Origin of the sequence: Pseudovibrio sp. W64 (assembly GCF_001623145.1) — a bacterium.
Classification (GTDB): Bacteria; Pseudomonadota; Alphaproteobacteria; order Rhizobiales; family Stappiaceae; genus Pseudovibrio.
Map to the genome: position 1 here is coordinate 130,790 of NZ_LMCI01000047.1, position 19,853 is coordinate 150,642.

The 19,853-nt window shown below is 52.7% G+C and carries 21 protein-coding genes; 10 read left to right on the plus strand and 11 right to left on the minus strand.

The annotated features are described in order from the left end of the window. Window positions 1–183: 183 nt before the first annotated feature. A complete protein-coding gene (locus PsW64_RS26270) occupies window positions 184–600 on the minus strand; it encodes a GNAT family acetyltransferase (protein ID WP_082831232.1) in 417 nt (138 codons plus the stop codon). Window positions 601–763: 163 nt separating this feature from the next. On the opposite strand from PsW64_RS26270, the gene PsW64_RS26275 reads away from it, so the two are divergent. Further along, window positions 764–2,239 carry a methyl-accepting chemotaxis protein gene (locus PsW64_RS26275; protein WP_063305545.1) on the plus strand — a complete coding sequence of 492 codons (1,476 nt, stop codon included), beginning with the start codon at window positions 764–766 and terminating at the stop codon, window positions 2,237–2,239. Window positions 2,240–2,343: 104 nt separating this feature from the next. On the opposite strand, the gene PsW64_RS26280 is transcribed toward PsW64_RS26275, so the two are convergent. Both PsW64_RS26280 and PsW64_RS26285 read right to left on the minus strand, forming a co-directional pair. Next, window positions 2,344–2,796 (minus strand): YtoQ family protein, encoded by a 453-nt coding sequence (locus PsW64_RS26280; RefSeq protein WP_063286740.1) that lies wholly within the window; start codon window positions 2,794–2,796, stop codon window positions 2,344–2,346. A gap of 41 nt (window positions 2,797–2,837) precedes the next feature. Beyond that, entirely contained in the window at window positions 2,838–3,470 is a 633-nt protein-coding gene (locus PsW64_RS26285) for a DUF2799 domain-containing protein (RefSeq protein WP_063305546.1), read from the minus strand. A 203-nt stretch (window positions 3,471–3,673) separates the two neighbouring features. Here PsW64_RS26285 and PsW64_RS26290 point away from each other — a divergent pair, with 203 nt between their 5' ends. After that, window positions 3,674–4,090 (plus strand): GFA family protein, encoded by a 417-nt coding sequence (locus PsW64_RS26290; RefSeq protein WP_063305547.1) that lies wholly within the window; start codon window positions 3,674–3,676, stop codon window positions 4,088–4,090. A gap of 72 nt (window positions 4,091–4,162) precedes the next feature. Then, window positions 4,163–4,576, plus strand: a complete 414-nt coding sequence (locus PsW64_RS26295) for a GFA family protein (protein ID WP_063286743.1) — start codon at window positions 4,163–4,165, stop codon at window positions 4,574–4,576. Between the two features lie 67 nt (window positions 4,577–4,643). On the opposite strand, the gene PsW64_RS26300 is transcribed toward PsW64_RS26295, so the two are convergent. Genes PsW64_RS26300 through PsW64_RS26310 form a run of 3 tightly spaced genes read right to left on the minus strand, consistent with a single transcriptional unit; the run spans window position 4,644 to window position 7,575 of the window. After that, the gene (locus tag PsW64_RS26300) at window positions 4,644–5,507 is read right to left on the minus strand and encodes an SDR family oxidoreductase (protein WP_063305548.1); all 864 of its coding nucleotides are present in this window, start codon (window positions 5,505–5,507) and stop codon (window positions 4,644–4,646) included. A gap of 21 nt (window positions 5,508–5,528) precedes the next feature. Then, entirely contained in the window at window positions 5,529–6,365 is an 837-nt protein-coding gene (locus tag PsW64_RS26305) for a TrmH family RNA methyltransferase (RefSeq protein WP_063291332.1), read from the minus strand. Window positions 6,366–6,369: 4 nt separating this feature from the next. Further along, entirely contained in the window at window positions 6,370–7,575 is a 1,206-nt protein-coding gene (locus tag PsW64_RS26310) for a class I SAM-dependent methyltransferase (protein ID WP_446737476.1), read from the minus strand. A 356-nt stretch (window positions 7,576–7,931) separates the two neighbouring features. Here PsW64_RS26310 and PsW64_RS26315 point away from each other — a divergent pair, with 356 nt between their 5' ends. The 5 genes from PsW64_RS26315 (at window position 7,932) to PsW64_RS26335 (ending at window position 13,130) form a co-directional block, all read left to right on the plus strand. Then, on the plus strand, window positions 7,932–8,633 hold the full coding sequence (locus PsW64_RS26315; RefSeq protein ID WP_063305549.1) for an SRPBCC family protein: 702 nt from the start codon (window positions 7,932–7,934) through the stop codon (window positions 8,631–8,633). Window positions 8,634–8,826: 193 nt separating this feature from the next. Next, window positions 8,827–9,315 (plus strand): (2Fe-2S)-binding protein, encoded by a 489-nt coding sequence (locus tag PsW64_RS26320; RefSeq protein WP_057464199.1) that lies wholly within the window; start codon window positions 8,827–8,829, stop codon window positions 9,313–9,315. 108 nt (window positions 9,316–9,423) lie between these two features. Then, on the plus strand, window positions 9,424–11,787 hold the full coding sequence (locus PsW64_RS26325) for a xanthine dehydrogenase family protein molybdopterin-binding subunit (RefSeq protein WP_063305550.1): 2,364 nt from the start codon (window positions 9,424–9,426) through the stop codon (window positions 11,785–11,787). A 3-nt stretch (window positions 11,788–11,790) separates the two neighbouring features. Further along, window positions 11,791–12,288, plus strand: a complete 498-nt coding sequence (locus PsW64_RS26330) for a hypothetical protein (RefSeq protein WP_063305551.1) — start codon at window positions 11,791–11,793, stop codon at window positions 12,286–12,288. Window positions 12,289–12,329: 41 nt separating this feature from the next. After that, complete coding sequence (locus PsW64_RS26335; protein WP_063305552.1) at window positions 12,330–13,130, plus strand: FAD binding domain-containing protein; 801 nt, start codon at window positions 12,330–12,332, stop codon at window positions 13,128–13,130. Window positions 13,131–13,162: 32 nt separating this feature from the next. On the opposite strand, the gene PsW64_RS26340 is transcribed toward PsW64_RS26335, so the two are convergent. Both PsW64_RS26340 and PsW64_RS26345 read right to left on the minus strand, forming a co-directional pair. After that, window positions 13,163–13,888, minus strand: coding sequence for a hypothetical protein (locus PsW64_RS26340; RefSeq protein WP_208981043.1), 726 nt, complete (start codon window positions 13,886–13,888; stop codon window positions 13,163–13,165). Between the two features lie 165 nt (window positions 13,889–14,053). Next, window positions 14,054–14,815: an SDR family NAD(P)-dependent oxidoreductase gene (locus PsW64_RS26345; RefSeq protein ID WP_063305553.1), complete on the minus strand. Its 762-nt coding sequence runs from the start codon at window positions 14,813–14,815 to the stop codon at window positions 14,054–14,056. A 117-nt stretch (window positions 14,816–14,932) separates the two neighbouring features. Between PsW64_RS26345 and PsW64_RS26350 the strand changes: the two genes are divergently transcribed. Together PsW64_RS26350 and bfr are read left to right on the plus strand one after the other, a co-directional pair. Then, on the plus strand, window positions 14,933–15,142 hold the full coding sequence (locus PsW64_RS26350) for a (2Fe-2S)-binding protein (RefSeq protein WP_063305554.1): 210 nt from the start codon (window positions 14,933–14,935) through the stop codon (window positions 15,140–15,142). Between the two features lie 54 nt (window positions 15,143–15,196). Continuing rightward, window positions 15,197–15,682, plus strand: coding sequence for a bacterioferritin (gene bfr, locus PsW64_RS26355; RefSeq protein WP_054784322.1), 486 nt, complete (start codon window positions 15,197–15,199; stop codon window positions 15,680–15,682). Window positions 15,683–15,735: 53 nt separating this feature from the next. Here bfr and hrpB read toward each other — a convergent pair whose 3' ends face one another. The 3 genes from hrpB to PsW64_RS26370 form a co-directional block, all read right to left on the minus strand. Further along, window positions 15,736–18,189, minus strand: coding sequence for an ATP-dependent helicase HrpB (hrpB, locus tag PsW64_RS26360; RefSeq protein WP_063305555.1), 2,454 nt, complete (start codon window positions 18,187–18,189; stop codon window positions 15,736–15,738). Between the two features lie 100 nt (window positions 18,190–18,289). Further along, on the minus strand, window positions 18,290–19,333 hold the full coding sequence (gene glk / locus PsW64_RS26365) for a glucokinase (protein ID WP_057464192.1): 1,044 nt from the start codon (window positions 19,331–19,333) through the stop codon (window positions 18,290–18,292). Window positions 19,334–19,347: 14 nt separating this feature from the next. After that, window positions 19,348–19,776, minus strand: coding sequence for a methylglyoxal synthase (locus PsW64_RS26370; protein ID WP_063286753.1), 429 nt, complete (start codon window positions 19,774–19,776; stop codon window positions 19,348–19,350). Window positions 19,777–19,853 lie beyond the last annotated feature (77 nt).

Below are 19,853 nucleotides of genomic sequence, written 5' to 3' on the forward strand. Positions count from 1 at the left end.
TAAATTTGCTGATTACTTGAATTTATAGGAATAATTCTGTCAGGGTGCTGTAGCTGATCAGAAAACTAAGTATTGACGTCTAATGATATGGTGTCGCAAGTAAATTTCAGGAATGCTTCAAACCAAGCAGGTAAGCTTTCAACTGTTTCCAAGAGCCTTGTGAAAACCGCGTAAAACTTTGCTTCACAGCGGTTCAATCACCTTTTGCAAACAGATGGCGTGGGTGTCATTGTACCCCTGTCCTTCATAGAAGCTGACAGCCTGCGCGTTATCACCACGCACGAGCAGCTGGACCTTCCAAATACCTCGAGCCCGCAACCACTCTTCTGCTGCTGCCGTGATTGCCTTGCCCAGCCCTTTTCCCTGATGGTCTGGATGTGTGCTTACATAATAAAACCAGCCACGATGCCCGTCTTCACCGCACATAATGCTGGCAACAATAGCGCCATCCAACTCACCGATTAAGATCGTAGAGTGTTCGCCTTCCAGTGCTTTTTCGATATCCCGCATCGGATCATTCCATTCACGGAAGACCCCGGCAGCTTTCCAGAGAGCAATAACTGCGTCCTGATCTGATAAGCACATTTCACGACAAATCATATGTACCGCGCATAGTAGTTCGAAAATAGAAAAATAATCACAGGATGTTTTGTAATTATCCTTTTTAATACAGTGGCTTGAAATTGAGAAGAGGAATAATAACAAGGTTAATAATCTATAAGTAAAAATATGAAAATCTTTGCGCGATTGAGAGGTTTTCGATATGGCTTTTTTTAAGCGTAATACACAAATGCTTGCTGAAGCCGCTGCAAACGACCAAGGAGAAGTAATCGGTCAGTCTGCAGTGGTGGAATTTACAGAACCTAAGAATTCCATTGATAGCGCACACTTGTTTGGCGAATTGGATGCGCTCGCGTTGGACATGGCATCAGCTGCGGGAGAGCTGGACGCCGTGAATAACACCGCAGGCGCTTTGAGAATGGCCATGGAAAGCCTCCAGGACGCGTCTGGGCGCGTTGTCGAAAGTAACCGTGAAGTCAGTGCCGCAGTTGAACAAACTGCTGAGCAGACGTCTAACGCCCGCGATACTATGTCTAAGTCTCAGGAGGTGGTGACCGACGCTCTTGCCAACATCAACAGCCTGTCGACAGCCATCAGCAGCATCAACAGGCAGCTGGAAGGCCTTCAGGCGTCATTTGCCAACGTTCGCCAGTTCTCCAGCTCTATTGATGCCATTGCCCGCCAAACCAATTTGCTGGCGCTCAACGCAACCATTGAAGCAGCCCGTGCCGGTGAAGCAGGGAAGGGTTTTGCTGTCGTAGCCAGTGAAGTAAAAGCTCTTGCAACACAAACGACTGTTGCGACGGAGCAGATCGACCAGACGATTCTCCAACTCGGCAAAGAAGCGGACACCTTGGTCGATTTAGGCAAGGGCGCGCTTAGCACAGTCGGAACTGCTGAGAACAGCACACAATCCATCAATGACCTCTTCCATGAACTGGAAGCGATGGTAGACAACATTTCCGTGAATACGGACTCCATACGAACGGCTTGTGCAAACAACGATGCAGATACCGAAGAGCTTCTGCGCAACCGTGATGAAGTGATAGGTGTTGTCTCAACAAATGCGGAAAGCATCGAACAGGTCTCGGGCCAGATGCTGGGAACCTCTCAGACCGCCGACGCGCTTCTCGCCGAAGTGGCTGTTGAACATGGCGATAACCTCAATCAGCAGATGATCGAAGTAGCAAAAGAGACTGCTGGCAAGACCATGGAAGCGTTTGAAGCTGAAGTGGACGCAGGCCGGATCTCTGTGAATGATCTCTTCGATTTCAACTACACGCCAATTGAAGGCTCCAATCCAGCTCAGTTCATGGCGCTTTTCACCCAAATGACCGACCGGGTGCTTCCAGCTATTCAGGAGCCAGTCAAAGATCTCGATGACCACATCGTCTTTTGCGCAGCGCTAGATAAGAACGCTTATCTGCCAACACACAGCAAAGATTATTCCATACCGCAAGGCAATGACCCGGTCTGGAATGCAGCAAACTGCCGTAACCGTAGAATGTTCGATGACCATGCTGGCCTGAACGCAAGCAAGAACACCAAGGAATACAGCCTGCAAACGTATCGCCGAGATATGGGGGGCGGCAAAGTAATGATGATCAAACTGGTCTCAGCCCCAATCTGGGTCAAAGGCCGCCACTGGGGCAACACCCTCATCGCATTCAATACTTGATGTTTAGAGCCCCAAAAACAAAAAAGCCCCACACTCATCCCTCATAGTGAGGTGAGAGTGTAAGGCCGTGGTGAAACAGCGTCTTCCCTTGAATTGGGAGGGGCTTACAGCTCGCCGCGGATCACGTAACGAAGCAGATCAACCACCTGGTCAGGGTCTTCGGCAACAGCAAGGGCTGCTGCATCCACTTCCTTCAATGGGTGCGTCAGAGCTGGTTCGTGCAACACGATGATGCTCTTGCCCAATGCTGAGGCGAACCCTGCATCGAAGGCTGCGTTCCATTGCCGGTACTTGTCGCCAAAGCGAACCACAACGATATCGGCCTCAGAGAGCAGCGTGCGAGTGCGTATTGCATTCACCTTTGCCCCCTTGTGATCTCGCCAGAAGTTGTTTTCTTCCGGGCCTAGAATTTCGACACCGCAATCATCACTGGCTTCGTGATCGGTCACTGCGCTGTCAAAATGAACAGGTAGGCCTGCATCAGCCGCACCATGTTCAATACGCTCTCTCCAATCGGTGTGGATCTCACCTGAAAGATAAACACGCCACGTTTTCATCGGCTCGCCTTCCCCTAAGAATCTGCATTTGCCTGCAAATTTTAAGAGGGGTTGTAGCTCGGTTCAAGGTCAAGCAGCTTATTGGTGACTTCTTTTCGAACACGATCGCGTTGGCGCTCGCGAGAGAATAGCCTGTTTTGTGCAAGGAGCAGATCCGCACGAGCCAGATACGAGTCGGTCCGAGCGGCATCAGCAGCTTTCCGGCAGGCCTTGCCTTCCTTGCCAGACTTACAATCTTCGCCGCGCGCTTCTTCTTCAAGCCGGTCTATACGGCGTTGAATTTCCCAGACTGCTTCCTGAGCTTCACTGGCAGTCTCATTGGCTGAATAAAGCTGGTTGCCCAGGGAGTAGCCAACTTTGAAGCTCTCTTCTGTGGAGATTGGGCATACACCACGATAGCTCTTACCCTCACGGCCCTGCTCAAAGCCAGAAATTGGCGTACAGTAGCTTTGCAGGCCAATGGTGCGCCCAGCCCTATACGCACTCACATCCGGTGTGACGCCGAATTTGCCGCAAGCTTTTGAATGTTCATTCAGCTTGTCAGAGGTGTAACCAGCGCGCCCATCAACAACACCAATGCCCTGCCAGTCGCCGACCTTGCAATCTTCCTCAGAAAGGGAGGCGCAACCACTCAGCGCCAGCCCAAGTCCAACAACAGTAAATAGTACCCGCATCCCCAACATGCCTTCCCTAAAGCCCAATCGCATTTGTAGTGCCCGCACATCTGATTGGACAAAAATTGAATCTATGAAATCCAGATACGAGACTTAACCTGAACGCTTGCTGAATACAAATGTTCGCTATATGTTCTCTTTAAGGAATCGCATAGCCCTCGATTCGAGAGGCCATCTTACTTCAGTAGGTATTGGAAAGTCAGATGACGAAGACCATTGAATTTAAAGGACGCTGCCTGTGTGGCGCGGTCACTTTTGAAGGTGAAGCGCCAAATGAACCAGTCAGCAGCTGCCATTGCAAGCAATGCCGTCAGTGGGGCAGCGGCCCGTTTGAGGCATTCAGCTTGCCGCTGGCAGATCTGAAGTTCACCTCAGGCGAGGATGCCGTCAAATACTATGAATCCTCTGAGTTTGCCCGCCGTGGCTTCTGTTCAAAATGCGGATCAAACCTGTTTTGGCATGCAGACCGCCATCCTCAATGGAAAGACCGAATTGCGATTGCCGTGGGTACGTTGGAGCAGCCAACAGGCCTCTCAGCAGGCAATCATATCTTCTGTGCCACAAAGGGTGACTACTACGAGATCGAAGATGGTCGCCCTCAATATGCCTACGAAGATTGATGAGGAAATTGATCTTATCCCAAACCGTGACCCTCGGCTAAGGTTACCCAACAAGCTCTAAGGGAGAGAGATATGTCTGACTTGCGGATTTATAAAGCGAAATGCCTTTGTGGCGAAGTCTCATTCAAGGCTGAAGCGCCCCAAAAAGATATTGGTTTATGCCATTGCACAATGTGCCGTCGTTGGAACAGCGGACCGTTCCATGCAATCGCGATTCCGTTTGATGCTTTGAAGGTTGAGAGCGGAGAAGAGAACATCTCATATTACCGCTCCTCTGATTACGCGAAGCGCGCATTTTGCAACAACTGCGGCAGCAGCCTGTTTTATCACGGAGACAAAATCCCCGAGATTGCTCATGAAGTTTACTTCAGCGCTGGGCTTTTGGAAGAAACGACAGGCTCGAAACTGGCAGGTCACATCTTCTGCGCCAGCAAAGGCGATTACTACGAGATAGAAGGAGACCTGCCTCAACACGAAACAGTATAAAAATCCGCTCTGCGGTCAAAATCGGTGCAAGGTGAGCGGTTGGATCAAGGCGTGTTCTTCACACGCTCTAGCTCCAGCCGTTCTCCCACATATAATCCAACGCTTCCCGGTAGTTCGGAAATTTGAATTTATACCCCAATGCGCCTTTCAGCTTGGCATTGCTCGCGCGTTTCACTTCGCCGTAAAACGAAATCGCCATAGGCGAAAGATCAGCATCTTCAAAGGCGACTGCTGGCGGTGGCTCTACACCCATCAGACGAGCAGCATATTCCACCACATCTTCTGGCGGACACGGTGCATCATCACACACGTTGAAAATACCGGAGGCGTTGTCTTCAAACGCATGCTGGACAGCACCAGCAATATCACTCACGTGAATACGGTTAAACACCTGACCTTCTTTGATAATCCGGCGAGCTTTACCTTTGTCTAGATTGCAAAGCGCATTCTGGCCACGGCCATAAATGCCGGCAAGGCGCAAAATGCTGACTGGGATGCTGGTTTCTTCTGAGAATGCGAGCCACTCGTGCTCGGCTTCCAGGCGCTGCTTGGAGCGTTTGGAGGTTGGATTGCAATCTGCTGTTTCTGTCACCCAGCGACCTTCGTGGTCGCCATAAACCCCGATGGTCGAGAGATAGCAGATCGCCGTTGGCTTTGCTTTCGCAACTGCGTCACGCGCAGCATTCAGCAGAGGGTCACCATCGTCCGTTGGCGCGGCAGAAACCAGAATATGAGTTGCAGTGGCAATAGCCTCCAACAGCTCATCGCTTGCTGTTTGTCCGTCAAAGCGGATCGGCTGAACCCCTTTGGACCGTAATTCCTCCATTTTCTCAGGAGAGCGGGTCGTTCCACCAATCCAGGAAAACTCGGTCTCGTACATTTTCACAAAGTGGCGAGCTGAATATCCAGCTCCCAAAATCAACAAGCGCATTCCAAGCCCCCCGGCTTACGTTTACAGCTTCAGATAGTTCCTGCGCACTTCATAAAGCATCACAGCCGTTGCAACAGCCAGGTTCATTGAATCAGCCTGCCCCGCCTGCGGAATTTTCACCAGATCAGAGCAGGTATCAGCCAGTTTATCACTCAGGCCAGCCTGCTCATTGCCCATCAACAAAATGACAGGTTCTTTATAATCTACAGCACGATAGTCCTTTGTGCCCCGCAAATGAGTGCCAACCACAGGTCCGGACCAGCTCTTGCGGAATTCAACGAACTCATCAGCAGTACAGCGCACAAGTGGCATATGGAACAGAGAGCCCATTGTCGCACGTACTGTCTCAACAGCAAATGGATCAGTTGTTTCGTCAATCAGAATAACGCCAGTCGCACCAACCGCATCGCCGGTGCGGATGATGGTTCCCAGATTACCGGGATCGCGGACACGATCGAGCGCGATCCACGTCGTGGCACTTTTCGGGTCAATGTCACTCAGCTTCATAGTTTGCTGTTCGTAAACACCAACCACCATCTGCGGGTTGTCACGGCGGGTGATCGCACCAAGCACAGCCGTGTTCACCTCAAGAATGAGGGCGCCACGGGCTTTTGCTTTCGCAGCCGCTTCTAGCGCAATCTTGTTCTCACGAGCTTCAGGACCAAGCGCTAGATAACGCACACCCCAGCCTGCTTCCAATGCGTCGGTTGCCAGTTTCAGGCCTTCAGCAACGAACAATCCGGACTGTTTGCGATTCTTGCGCTGAGCAACAAGGCCTTTAATTTCCTTCACAATCGGATTGGAATGTGAGGTGATCTGCTTTACTGCACCGGCACGGTGATTATCTCTGGTTTCCATCGGGTTATGCTCCCTCAGCCTTATTGTTTTCAGGTGCGCTCCACCGGCTGAATAGGGAGGTTGAGAGCAATCGTGGTCCATCAAGTTCGCGAATAGCCAGCTCACCGGATTCAATCGTGCCCGGCAGGCCATCAAGGCATTCACGCATCAACTCATGAGAAGACAGGAAGCTGGCACGGATAGCGTAGCTGGACATCAGCAGGAACTGCGCATTGGGCGAGAGCAGCTTTCGCACGCACGCCAACATGTGCGGCACGCTCTCAAAGAAGTCCCAAACCTCTCCATTCGGCCCGCGACCATATTTCGGCGGGTCAAGGATAATGCCGTCATAGGTGTTTCCGCGGCGCACTTCCCGCTCCACAAACTTCATGGCGTCATCACAGATCCAGCGAATTGGCTTGTCTTCAAGGCCGGATAACTCCTGGTTCTCACGTGCCCAGACAATGGCCTTTTTAGATGCATCAACATGAGTGACTTGCGCGCCAAGAGCAGCAGGCAGCAGCGAAGCCATTCCTGTGTATCCAAACAGGTTGAGAACTTTGAGCGGACGATCTGCTTTTTTGATTTGCTCGCCAACCCAGTCCCAGTGTGCAGCCTGTTCAGGAAACACGCCCACATGGCGGAAAGACATGAACTGGCCATTGAAGGTGGCAGGGCCGTATTTCATTTGCCAGATCTCATCAACCTGGTTGGCAAACTTCCAGCGGCCTGGGCCTTCTTCTTCAACGTCACCGGTAAAGATAGCGTCTGCGCTTTTCCATTCGCTTTCTGGCAGGCGAGGGGCCCCCATAGCCTGCGCTTCAGGGCGGATCAGTTTATAGCGACCGTAGCGCTCAAGCTTTTGTCCGTGTCCCATATCCAGCAGGGCATAATCGTCCCAACCGTTCATTTCCACCATCACAGGCAAAACGCTGGCAGGGGTGGTGAAGCGGGCAGATGTTGGCTTATGTTCGCGTACAATGGGCTCAACAACCGTGGTGGCTGGAGCGCTGCGCGTTTGGTCTCGCCGGATCGGGCGCGTTGCTGCTGCGCTATCTTTCTTGCCACCACGAGTGTCGCGGGGATTGCGCGCCTCTCTCTGGTCCCGATTATCTCGGGTATCGCGTTTGGCAGAAAAACCACGCTTCGGACCGTTGTCCTTCCGTGCTCCGCCTTTTTTGGATTGCGCATTGCGGGTTCGTGGAGCGCCGCCTTTGGGTGATTTGCTCAAGGATGTTGCCTTTGATTTTCTGCGCACAAACGCGAGACAAAGCCTCACGCTGAATTCGTTTATTTAATGAAAAGGCATTAAGGCGATGCGGGCCTCGGGTCAACGCTTTAGCGCAAAACAAGCTCTTTACCGTTAAGTGAGTATCCACAGCGTGGGAACACTAGCATAATGCAGGACGTATAAAACGTCGTTGTGTTCTGAAAAGAAGTTTTGAGCATCCATGACAATTTTAACACGAGAGGTACTTGTCTTTTCCCTCGATTTAAGTCCAATCTACATGATGTGGAATGCAAAAGTGACCTTAAGGCGTGGAGCCTACCTAAAGGAAGCACTGAAAAGAACGAGGGGGCCAATCCATGGAAATGTCTGGAGAGCAGCAAATACCTGCGAGTCAGGAAAAGGTTTGGGAAGCTCTCAACGATCCTGAATTGCTGAAAAAGTGTATTCCCGGTTGCGATAGTCTGGAAAAAACCTCCGACACTGAGATGTCTGCCACGGTCACAGCAAAAGTGGGACCGGTCAAAGCCAAGTTCAAAGGAGAAGTAACCCTCTCCGATCTGAACCCGCCAAAGTCCTACAAAATTTCCGGAGAAGGCAAAGGCGGTGTTGCAGGGTTTGCGAAGGGCTCGGCAGATGTAACCCTGTCAGAGAGTGGGGATGGCACTCTTCTAAGTTATGAGGTTAATGCAAAGGTCGGTGGTAAACTTGCTCAATTGGGAAACCGGTTGATCGATTCAACTGCCAAGAAGATGGCTGAGGAGTTCTTCTCGAATCTGAACAGAGAACTCGGTGGAACTCCGGTAGCAGGCAAGGATGAGCCGCTAGAAGCTGTTGAGTTGGATCAGGGTCTGATCGAGGAAGCCAAGTCTATCGCAAACGAGCACGCCATCGAAGGATCAGTTGAAGCCATGGCTGATGCTGAACATGCGTTGGAAGATGCAGTCAAAGACGTTGAGGAGAAGGTAGAAGTTGCGGCGGGCAAGGGATTCTTAGGTGGTCCGCTGGGTTGGGGCCTTATGGCTCTGGTTGTTTTGATTGCTCTTTATTGGTTACTTTGAAACTAGGAATTTGGCGGTCGGATTTTGCAAGGCGCGTAGAGGGCGCTTTGTAAGCTAACGGCCCCGCCGAATAACAAGGCCAATGGCCTAAATTACAACCAACTGCCTTGATAGGACGGGAGATCCTGACCAAGGCTGTTGGCTTCATAGTCTGCGGACGCGAAATTGCAGGCTTTTTTGAGGGAGGAAAACCATGACGACTGTCTCTATGACGGTGAATGGAAAGCAGATTTCTGGTGAGGTCGAAGACCGCACCCTTTTGTCTACATTTCTGCGCGAAAATCAGGGACTGACCGGAACACACATCGGCTGTGACACCTCACAGTGTGGTGCATGTCTTGTGCACATGGACGGTAAAGCAGTGAAGTCCTGCAGTATGCTTGCTGTTCAGGCAACTGGTTCTGCTGTCACCACAATTGAAGGTGTTTCCCAAAATGGCCAACTGCACATCATGCAGAAAGCCTTCAAGGAAAACCACGGTCTTCAGTGCGGTTTCTGCACCCCTGGCATGATCATGTCCGCAATCGATATGATTGATCGCCTGGGTACAGATCTCGACGAGAAAACAATTCGCCATGAGCTGGAAGGCAACATTTGTCGCTGCACCGGCTACCACAACATCGTCAAGGCAATCAAAGCCGCAGCTGACGAAATGGCCGAAGTTCTCGAAGCCGCAGAATAATTCGGAAATTCAACTGATCATTGATCCAGCTGCACTTTATTTCAGGTGCGTTGCACTGCTGGAGCCTATGAACAGTTGCTGAAGTCAACCTTCCGGGAGGGGATGGAAATGACAGCAGAAGGAATCGGCGCACGAGTGCTGCGCAAAGAAGACAAAAGATTTATTACCGGAAATGGCCGCTACACGGATGACATGACCATGCAACGCATGGGCCACGCTGCTTTCGTCCGCTCAACACACGCTCATGCACGCATTAAGTCCATCAACACAGATGACGCGATGAAAATGCCGGGTGTTGATGCAGTCTTGAACGGACACCAGCTGGTTGCAGATGGCATCGGCAACATCATTTGCGGATGGATGATCCATTCCAAAGATGGTTCTCCAATGAACATGGGCGCTTACCATGCTTTGGAGTCGGAAACAGTCCGTTATGTCGGTCAGGCCATCGCAGTTGTTGTTGCTGATACTCAGCAGCAGGCACGTGATGCAGCAGAAGCTGTTGTGGTGGAATATGAAGACTTGCCAGCTGTCGTTGACAGTCTTGACGCTCTGAAAGATGGCGCACCACAGCTCCATCCGGAAGCCGCTGGCAACCTCATCTACGATTGGGAGATCGGCGAGGAAGCTCCAACGGATGAAGCGTTTGCAAACGCAGCACACATCACCCGGATGGACATCGACAACAACCGCCTTGTTCCAAATCCGATGGAACCACGCTCTGCTCTGGCGCATTTTGATCCGTCAGAAGAGCACTACACGCTTTACACCACCTCTCAGAACCCGCATGTGGCACGCTTGGTACTCTCCGCGTTCTACAACGTGGCACCTGAGAACAAGTTGCGCGTAGTTGCGCCGGATGTTGGCGGTGGCTTCGGCTCCAAGATCTTCATCTATCCCGAAGAGATTGCTTGTCTTTGGGCAACAAAGCGTGTTGGCCGTCCCGTTAAGTGGACTTCCGACCGTACAGAAGCCTTCCTGACAGATGCGCATGGTCGTGATCACCACAGCACCGCAGAGCTGGCTCTGGATGCGAACAACAAAATCACCGGGTTCCGTGTGAAGACAGTCGCCAACCTTGGCGCTTACATGTCTTTGTTTTCATCTTCTGTACCAACCTATCTGTACGCGACGTTGCTGTCGGGCCAGTACAACATTCCAAACATCTACGCGAATGTGAAAGCGGTCTACACCAACACCACTCCAGTGGATGCATATCGCGGTGCAGGACGTCCGGAAGCCACCTATGTGGTTGAGCGCATGATGGAAACGGCTGCAAAAGAAGTTGGCATGGCGCCAGCTGAATTCCGCCGCATCAACTTTGTGCGCGAGTTCCCGCATCAAACACCAGTGATCATGGCTTATGATGCCGGTGATTACGAAGCCTCTCTTGATGCAGCTATGAAGGCCATCGATTATGATGGTTTTGCTCAGCGTCGCACTCAGTCCGAAGCTGCTGGCAAGCTCCGTGGTATCGGCATGTCTTGCTACATTGAGGCATGTGGTATCGCACCATCTCAAGCTGTCGGCTCACTCGGCGCAGGTGTAGGTCTTTGGGAATCTGCTGAAGTTCGCGTGAATGCCGTTGGAACCATTGAGGTTTTGACTGGGTCGCACAGCCATGGTCAGGGTCACGAAACCACATTCGCTCAGTTGGTCTCTGACCGGCTTGGCCTGCCAACGGAGAGCATCTCCATCGTCCATGGTGATACCGACAAAGTGCAGATGGGTATGGGCACATATGGCTCCCGCTCTGGTGCCGTTGGTATGTCTGCAATTGCTAAGGCACTCGACAAAGTCGAAGCCAAGGCGAAGAAGATCGCAGCGCACCTGATGGAAGCGTCCGAAGGGGACATCGAAATCGAGAACGGTGAGTTGAAAGTCACCGGAACCGATAAGAAACTCACCTTCACCGAAGTTTCTCTGGCAGCTTACACAGCCCACAACCTGCCGGAAGGCATGGAACCCGGCCTGAAAGAAGGTGCCTTCTACGATCCAACAAACTTTACGTTCCCTGCAGGGTGTTACATCTGCGAGGTCGAAGTTGATCCGGATACGGGCGTTGTCTCCATCGAGAACTTTGTCGCAGCTGATGACTTCGGCACCATCATCAATCCGATGATTGTGGAAGGTCAGGTGCACGGTGGTTTGGTGCAAGGCATCGGGCAGGCCATGCTGGAACACACCCAGTATGACGAAGACGGTCAGCTGCTTACAGCTTCTTACATGGACTACACCATGCCGCGTGCGGATGATGTGCCATCCTTCACGCTGGAAACCACAGTCACTGAATGCCCGGGCAATCCGCTCGGCATGAAGGGCTGCGGTGAGGCTGGCGCGATTGGGTCACCACCTGCTGTCATCAACGCCGTAACGGACGCCCTTGGCATTCGTGACATGAATATGCCTGCCTCGCCAAACCGCGTCTGGCAGCTCATTCAGGACAACGGCATGAAGCAGGCAGCGGAGTAATCAATGGCACAGGCTGGCGCTAAATTGACATTGGATCACAAGTTCATCGCCATCGAACTCAATCAGCGCGCATGGGCTCTCTTAGAAAATGAGAGCCGCTCGCCCGAGGAAAATGACGAGATGCTCCATGTCGCCCACGCCAGCCTTTGGCACTGGCTTCAGGCCGGAACGAAAGTCCATCACCAACGTGGCTTGTGGCTCGTGGGTCGTATCCATGTTCTGCTTGGAAACCGTGAAGCAGCAATGCGTTACGCCCGGCAGACCATGGATCTGACAGAGGTTCATCAAGAGGATATGGCAGACTTTGACCACGCCTATGCCTCTGAACTTCTGGCACGCGCCACATTGCTGGCAGGGGAAGAAGGCGAAGCCTCAGTTCTGTTTGAAAGAGCTGCACGGCTTGGCCAACTGATCCACGGTGAGCAAAATCGCAAGATTTTCTTTTCCGATCTGGAAGCTATTCCGTACCCGAAAACTGAATTGTCTGAACTTAACTCATAGCAACTCTGCCAAAGACCCCTTTAGGGGATGGGAGGCTAAAAATGTACGAGACCAAATATCATCGCGCATCAACAGTGTCAGATGCTGCGGCAATGCTGAAAAATGCTGATGACGGCAAACTGCTTTCTGGTGGTCAGACCTTGATCCCAACCATGAAGCAACGCCTTGCAGCACCAAGTGATCTGATTGACCTGCGCCACATCGGAGAAATCTCCGGTATTGTGAAGCAGGCTGATGGCTCTATCCGCATCGGTGCAGCAACTTGCCATGCAGATGTTGCGGCCAATGAAGATATTAAGGCTGTCCTTCCAGGACTGGCTGATCTGGCCGGCACAATCGGTGACCCGCATGTCCGCCACATGGGCACGATTGGTGGCTCTGTCGCCAACAATGACCCGGCAGCGGATTATCCGGCGGCTTTGCTGGCTCTTGGAGCAACCATTGAGACCAACAAGCGAGAGTTTTCTGCGCAGGACTTCTTCACTGGCATGTTCGAAACAGCGCTGGATGAAGATGAGATTGTGACTGCGGTTGTCTTCCCGGTCGCATCGAACACTGCATACGCGAAGTTCCCTAATCCTGCCTCGCGTTATGCAATGGCTGGCGTCTTTGTAGCAAAGACCGGAGCGGGTGCTCGTGTGGCTGTGACAGGTGCTGGTCAGGATGGTGTTTTCCGCATGCCTGACATGGAAAAAGCTCTAGATGGCAACTGGTCCGCCGATGCGGTTGCAGGCATGGCACCATCTGCTGACAACATGCTTTCAGACCTTCACGGTACCGCTGCCTATCGCGCTAATCTGGTGACGGTCATGGCGAAGCGTGCTGTTGCAGCATCCTGCTAACACATTGAGGGAAGGGGCTTTGTCCCTTCTCCTCACTTCTCGGGTGTGACATAACCAGCCTGAATTGATCGCTGGAATGTAATGGCCGCGTACTGGTGAACTTCACCCAGATAGGCGAGCAGGGCAGAGAGAAAGGTCGTCAGGCCAACCAGCTCAAATGTCTCTTCCAAAATGTAGAAGATCTTGTAGCCAAGCGCGTCATAGCCTTCGCTGCCAGCAAACACGGCTCCCAGCATCTCAAAACCGATTGCACCAGACAGATAGATGCTGCCTGACAGCACAAACAAAACAGCAAACCGTTTTGGTAACCGCATGAGAAAGCGAAGATAAATCAGCCCAAGCGTTCCAACCAGAACCACAGCAGGCAACACCCACGCAAAGTAAAAAGCACCGCTCAGGTTGAATGCATTGCGTAGCGGATCGATTGTGACTTCATGGATTGCGATGTTCTCATCAACGGACATGTAGAGAAAACCAAAGGCGAGCACCAACCAGTAGGGCCAGTTTTGCGGTTTCTTGGAATGTCGTTCAATGATGCCAATCAGAGCAGTCAAACCGGCAATGCAGAGCATCACCATGGAGGAGAACCATGCGCCGAGGTTGAGTTCTTCATCCAGTGAGATATGCCGCAGGTCTTTCAAAGGCGTTTCAATGCCAATGGTATCAACGAACACCTGCTGAACAATGCCGAGCAGCACTATCAGAAACACCATGCCGTACAAAACGACGGGCACCCTCTTTAAGTTGACCGCTGGCATGTGTTTGATCCCCCAACACTTCTTGATGCAACCAGCTAATTAAATCAGAGGATCAATAAAAAAGAGCTAAGGAATATTGCCAATGATTGGCGCTCTTCAGCACGCAAGCTTGCAACAAAAAAGGGCGCCCAAAGCGCCCCTTTCACGTTTCACATAAGAACGCGTTTATACGTGCTGACCGCCGTTGATATGTATTTCAGCGCCTGTCACGTAAGAAGATGGAGCAGAACACAGGAAGTAGATGGTGTCTGCCACTTCTGTGGTGCTGCCAAGACGGCGCATTGGAATGGTCTCAACGATTTTCTCGGTACCCGGTGAGAGAATCGAAGTGTCGATTTCACCCGGAGCAATCGCATTCACACGAACGCCATGTGGCCCAAAGTCAGCAGCCATTTCACGTGTCAGGGAAGCAAGAGCCGCCTTGGAAGTCGCATAAGCTGTTCCAGCAAACGGATGCACACGGCTCCCGGCGATGGACGTGACGTTCACGACGGAACCTCTCGCAGCCTTCAGCTCATCAAACAAACCGCGAGCCAACATAATTGGCGCGAAGAAGTTTACCTGAAACACATCTCGCCATGTTTGCATTGGGGTTGTCAGGGAATCGAGGCGTTGGCCTTCCTCGTCTTTCGGGCTGATACCCGCATTGTTGACAAGGGCATGAAGCATGGAGCCGTTGTCTTTCAGACGCTCTTTGATCTGGAGAACGGCGTTTTCCAGATTACCTGCATCACCCAAGTCCACTTCAATGTGGTCTTCCGGCCCGGATGGCCAAGGGCATTTGTCAGAAAATGGTTGTCTGGAACAGCTAATGACCCGATAACCCGCTGAAGAAAATTTCTTTACGGTTGCGTGGCCGATTCCACGGCTTGCGCCCGTTAAGACGATTGTCTTGCGGAGATCCTTCGTCGTTTGGTTGGTGTTCATAGGGGCTTTGCTCGTGATAGGACTGCAGGAAACTGGAGTATTATTCTCTAGTTTTAAAAGATCTACTGTTTATATAATGCTTTGCAAGCGAAATTGGGAGCCCGAAAGCAACCAACAATGATCATTTGTCACTGCAACGTCATTAATGACAAACAAATAAAACAAGCTGCACGTGAGCTTTGCGAGAATCCTGAGGGGGTAGTCCCCACTCCGGGCGCGGTATTTCGTCACCTTGGGTACAGGCCAAAATGTGGTGGTTGCTTTAAAAGCATCATCGAAGTTGTATACGCTGAGGCTGAACAAGTTAAAGATGACTCTGGACAGTAACTTGGAATTATTCTAAAAAAGGTCAATACCTCAATTTGTCAAGGAGAGAGTGACATGAAGGGTGAACCTAAAGTACTGGAATATCTCAACAAGGCTCTACGCCACGAGCTGACCGCAGTAAATCAATACTGGCTGCACTACCGTCTCCTTGAAGACTGGGGCTTCACAAAGCTTGCAAAAAAAGAACGTGAAGAATCCATTGAGGAAATGGAACACGCCGATAAACTGATCGAGCGTATCATTTTCCTCGAAGGTCACCCGAATCTGCAGACACTCGATCCGCTGCGCATCGGTCAGGACCTCAAGGAATGCCTTGAATGCGATCTGGCAGGTGAATACTCCGCTCGTGCTCTTTACAAAGAAGCACGCGAAGTTTGCCGTGACGAAGGTGATTACGTCACCATGAAGCTTTTTGAAGACCTGATGGCAGACGAAGAAGGTCACATCGACTTCCTCGAAACCCAGCTGGAACTTCTGGAAAAGATTGGCGTCGAGCGCTACGGCCTGCTGCAGGCAACTCCTGCAAACGAAGGCGAATAAGCTTTTCACCTACGAGTTTTAGAAGGCCGGAGAGCGTTATGCTCTTCGGCTTTTTATTTGCGCGGTTTCACCCGGCGCGTGGCTTCTGCATCCAGCGGATTATCAGGCCACGGGTGTTTTGGGTACTGCCCCTTCATATCAGCCTTCACATCCGCCCAGGACCCTTGCCAGAATCCAGGCAGGTCCCTGGTGATCTGAATAGGCCGCTGAGCAGGGGAGAGCAGTTGCAGCACCAGCTGAACCTTCCCACCGCAAATGCTAGGGTGCTCCGCAAGGCCAAACAACTCCTGCACCCGAACGGAAAGCATCGGCCCTTGCTCGCCATCATAATCAATCGGAATGCGCGATCCGGTGGGCACGACAAAGTGTGAGGGGGCCAGATTGTCCAGCTCCGAACTCAACTCCCACGGAACCAGCGTTGCAAGCGCGTCCCCCAACGTGCCCGCACTCACTTGAGACAGCGCCGTCTTCCCTGCCAGAAACGGACGCAGCCACTCAAAGTCTGTACTCAGAGCCTTATCGCTCAAGTCCGGCCACTCTTTCCCAGCAGTCTCGCGCAGATAAGTCACCCGTCCGCGATAGCGTAACTGATCCTTGCTCCATGGCAGACGGGCCGCACCTTTACGGGCAATCTGGTCAAGCAGTGCATCAACAATCGCTTCTGGATCGGGATCAGAGATTTTCTTCTCGTTCAGCACCAACTTGCCTAGGACCCGCTGCCGAACGGCCTTGATGGCGCCATCTGGCATCAGCTGCACCTGTTCTTTCTCGCGGATGTGCGAGGCAAAACGAGCTTCGAGTTCACTGAAGGAAAGTGGCGCAGCCAGCACAATGCGTGCGCGAGCTGCTGTACCGGTCACTTCAGCAATACTCAAGAATTTCTCGGCATAAAGCGCCTCGCTCTCTTCCAGCTGTGCACCACGCCCATTGGCAAGGCGGAAGCTGCCCCGGGCACCACGTTGCTGTGCAATGCGGTCAGGATAAGCAAGGCTCAGAATATCACCGGCATCTTCAAAGTTGGCACGCTCAGAGGAGCGTCCGCCAACAAGCCTCACCCAGCGCTTGGCCTGCGCTCGGGCTTCTTTGCCTCGTGGGCTCTGGTCTTGCATCAAACGGCGTAAGCGATCTCGCAGGTCAGTCGAGCGACCGCCCAAACCATGCTCACCAATAATCACGGCAATTAGCGATGCCAGCTCGGCTTGTCCCTCTTGCGAGGCTTGCACCAGCATGTGCCCGAGACGAGGGTGCAGCGGCAGTCCCGCAAGGTCACGACCAGCTTTGGTCAGGCCGCCATCTGCATCCAGCGCGTCGAGCTCTTCCAGCAGCTCTTTAGCCTCAGACCAGGCAGCAGCAGGCGGCGGTGTCATGAACTTCAGCTGAGCGGGATCAGAAACACCCCAATTGGCGACATCAAGCACAAGTCCGGAAAGATCACTCTCCAAAATCTCTGGCTTTTCAGCAGCAGGAAGGGCCTTCGTCTGCGCTTCTTCCCAAAGTCGATAACATATGCCCGATTCCACACGGCCTGCGCGCCCTTTACGCTGTTCCGCTGTCGCACGAGAAACCTTCACGGTCTCAAGACGTGTCAGTCCCGTTTGCGGATCATAACGCGGTACGCGGGAAAGACCCGCATCAATCACAATACGCACGCCCTCAATGGTCAGGGATGTCTGCGCAATGGCTGTGGTCAGCACCACTTTTCGCTGACCGGGCTTGGCAGGACGAACAGCCAGATCCTGCGCCTTACTATCCAAAGCGCCATAAAGAGGTGCAATGCTCACATCAGCAGCAACGCGTCCTTCCAGCAAGGACTGCGTGCGCTTGATCTCCCCCTGACCCGGCAAGAACACAAGCACAGAGCCTGTCTCTTCAGCCAAGGCTGAACGAACAGCCCGCGCCACCTGGTCTTCCAGCCTTCCACGCGGATCACGGCCAATGTAGCGCGTCTCAACCGGATACTGCCGACCTTCACTCTTCAGGATTGGTGCATCATCCAGAAGCTTGGAAACTTCAGCCGCATCCAGTGTTGCGGACATCGGCACAATGCGCAGGTCATCGCGCAACGCTTCCTGAACATCCAAAGCAAGCGCCAGCCCAAGGTCTCCGTCCATGGAGCGCTCGTGGTATTCATCAAAGAGAACGGCAGCCACGCCGGAAAGCTCAGGATCATCAAGGATCATGCGGGTGAAGACACCTTCCGTCACCACCTCAATGCGTGTTTTGCCTGAAACCTTGCTGTCCATGCGCACACGATAACCAACCGTCTCGCCAACGCTCTCACCCAGCGTATGCGCCATACGTCGCGCAGCAGCACGCGCTGCAAGGCGCCGAGGTTCCAGCACGAGGATCTTACCATCGCCTCGCCATGGAGCATCCAGCAGGGCGAGTGGCACACGGGTTGTCTTACCCGCACCCGGCTCGGCAACAAGAACCGCATTGGTGTTTTGCTCAAGAGCAGAGAGCAAGTCCGGCAGGATCGCTTCGATTGGCAAAGAGGAAGACGTCATGGGCTCCGCAAAAAAGTAGGCGTCAAAAAAGAGAAAGCAGCTCCACAGACCTTAATCTATGCAAAGCTGCTCCCAGTCAATTTGGAATTTAAGCACAAGGCTAATCTGCAGTCTTGGCGTCCTTGCGGTGCCAGCTACGGCCCGTCAGATCTACCAGATACTCATCAGGTGCGCGGGTATAAGCCGCAAGACCTTCAAGGGCAGGGCTTTTGTGCGTGATGATGTAAGTCGGAATAGACTTCATGATGCCTTCATGCGGAGCCTTGGCCTCAAAAGCAGCCCGAAACTCACCACCATGCAGCCAATGTGAGATCTTCGGCGGAATGCCGCCCGCCAGATACACACCGCCGCGCGCAAGATTGGTGATCGCGAAATCCCCCGCAACACGGCCAAGTGCAGCACTGAACAAGCGCAGCACTTTTTGCGCAACTTCATCACCATCATCCGCCGCCAAAGGCACATCCGATGGCTTCTCATAGGTACGATGCACCCCATCAGCCTGCAGCACAGCTTTAGCAAGGCGCACAAGGCCGGCACCACAGACAACCTGCTCGGCACCAACACGCCCGCCAATGCGCTCGATATACGGCCAGATGCGGTATTCTTCCTCACTCAGCGGGCCAAGCTCAACATGGCCGCCTTCGCCGGGAACCGGAATCCACTTTCCGCAGGAGCGGATCATCGCACCAGCACCAAGGCCAGTACCCGGACCAACAACAAACTTGGTCGCATTCTGCTCAGCCACGCCGCCGCCCACCTGATCCAGATCGACTGGGGAAAGGGATGGCAAGGCAAGGGCCTGTGCTTCAAAGTCGTTGAGAAGAACCACCTGTTCCAGACCAAGCTCTTTGATGAGAGCGGGAGGCTCAATCACCCAGCTTGCATTGGTCAGGGCGATCCGGTCGCAGGAAACGGGAGCAGCAACAGCCAGCACCGCAGACCGTGGCGCAGCGTAGCCTTGTTCCAGAACTCCGGCACGAATGGCATCCTGAATGGTTGCATGCGCCTTCGTTCCTTCCTGACCACAAAGCTTGGTTGGCTCATTGGGGCCTTCTATCAACGCAAAGCGAGCATTCGTGCCGCCGATGTCAGCGACAAGGACCGGGTAGGGTAGGTTTCTTGTAAGCGGAGCAGAGTGCAGCATTTATAAGTTTGACTTTATTGTTGGCTGGAAATTTCTGGTGTCTGCGAGGAAGTGGAAAGTCCCGCTAAGCGTGCAGAGCGCAAAATGATGTCTGCTGTACTGCGGTTCAACGCCATTGGAATATCGTAGACCAGCGCCAGACGCATCAATGCTTTCACATCCACATCATGCGGCATTGGGGAGAGGGGGTCGACAAAGAAGAAAAGACCATCCAGCGCACGGTCAGCAATCATTGCGCCAATCTGCTGGTCACCACCAAGCGGGCCGCTTTTCATGCGTTCTACATCCAAAGATGGGCATGCATCCTGAATACGGCCACCCGTTGTCCCTGTCGCAAAGAGCTTATAGTCAGCGAGTTTGCTTTCGTGCAGTTTGGCAAACGCGACCATTTCGTCTTTTTTTGCATCGTGGGCGATAAGGGCGAGAGTTCTACGCTCGGTCATTTGGGCTCCGTCAACACGTCGCTGGAGCGCATCCCTGAAAGGTGGTTCCGTTTTTCGGAGAGGGACACGCAGAAACA

What these genes read in the sequence shown, in the direction of transcription:
- PsW64_RS26350 (WP_063305554.1), top strand. Translation starts at nt 14,933, where the DNA reads ATGATCATTTGTCACTGCAACGTCATTAATGACAAACAAATAAAACAA.
- PsW64_RS26345 (WP_063305553.1), bottom strand. Translation starts at nt 14,815, where the DNA reads ATGAACACCAACCAAACGACGAAGGATCTCCGCAAGACAATCGTCTTA.
- PsW64_RS26370 (WP_063286753.1), bottom strand. Translation starts at nt 19,776, where the DNA reads ATGACCGAGCGTAGAACTCTCGCCCTTATCGCCCACGATGCAAAAAAA.
- PsW64_RS26315 (WP_063305549.1), top strand. Translation starts at nt 7,932, where the DNA reads ATGGAAATGTCTGGAGAGCAGCAAATACCTGCGAGTCAGGAAAAGGTT.
- PsW64_RS26305 (WP_063291332.1), bottom strand. Translation starts at nt 6,365, where the DNA reads ATGGAAACCAGAGATAATCACCGTGCCGGTGCAGTAAAGCAGATCACC.
- PsW64_RS26285 (WP_063305546.1), bottom strand. Translation starts at nt 3,470, where the DNA reads ATGCGGGTACTATTTACTGTTGTTGGACTTGGGCTGGCGCTGAGTGGT.
- PsW64_RS26325 (WP_063305550.1), top strand. Translation starts at nt 9,424, where the DNA reads ATGACAGCAGAAGGAATCGGCGCACGAGTGCTGCGCAAAGAAGACAAA.
- glk (WP_057464192.1), bottom strand. Translation starts at nt 19,333, where the DNA reads ATGCTGCACTCTGCTCCGCTTACAAGAAACCTACCCTACCCGGTCCTT.
- PsW64_RS26335 (WP_063305552.1), top strand. Translation starts at nt 12,330, where the DNA reads ATGTACGAGACCAAATATCATCGCGCATCAACAGTGTCAGATGCTGCG.
- PsW64_RS26275 (WP_063305545.1), top strand. Translation starts at nt 764, where the DNA reads ATGGCTTTTTTTAAGCGTAATACACAAATGCTTGCTGAAGCCGCTGCA.
- PsW64_RS26280 (WP_063286740.1), bottom strand. Translation starts at nt 2,796, where the DNA reads ATGAAAACGTGGCGTGTTTATCTTTCAGGTGAGATCCACACCGATTGG.
- bfr (WP_054784322.1), top strand. Translation starts at nt 15,197, where the DNA reads ATGAAGGGTGAACCTAAAGTACTGGAATATCTCAACAAGGCTCTACGC.
- PsW64_RS26340 (WP_208981043.1), bottom strand. Translation starts at nt 13,888, where the DNA reads ATGCCAGCGGTCAACTTAAAGAGGGTGCCCGTCGTTTTGTACGGCATG.
- PsW64_RS26300 (WP_063305548.1), bottom strand. Translation starts at nt 5,507, where the DNA reads ATGCGCTTGTTGATTTTGGGAGCTGGATATTCAGCTCGCCACTTTGTG.
- PsW64_RS26320 (WP_057464199.1), top strand. Translation starts at nt 8,827, where the DNA reads ATGACGACTGTCTCTATGACGGTGAATGGAAAGCAGATTTCTGGTGAG.
- PsW64_RS26330 (WP_063305551.1), top strand. Translation starts at nt 11,791, where the DNA reads ATGGCACAGGCTGGCGCTAAATTGACATTGGATCACAAGTTCATCGCC.
- PsW64_RS26295 (WP_063286743.1), top strand. Translation starts at nt 4,163, where the DNA reads ATGTCTGACTTGCGGATTTATAAAGCGAAATGCCTTTGTGGCGAAGTC.
- hrpB (WP_063305555.1), bottom strand. Translation starts at nt 18,189, where the DNA reads ATGACGTCTTCCTCTTTGCCAATCGAAGCGATCCTGCCGGACTTGCTC.
- PsW64_RS26290 (WP_063305547.1), top strand. Translation starts at nt 3,674, where the DNA reads ATGACGAAGACCATTGAATTTAAAGGACGCTGCCTGTGTGGCGCGGTC.
- PsW64_RS26270 (WP_082831232.1), bottom strand. Translation starts at nt 600, where the DNA reads ATGATTTGTCGTGAAATGTGCTTATCAGATCAGGACGCAGTTATTGCT.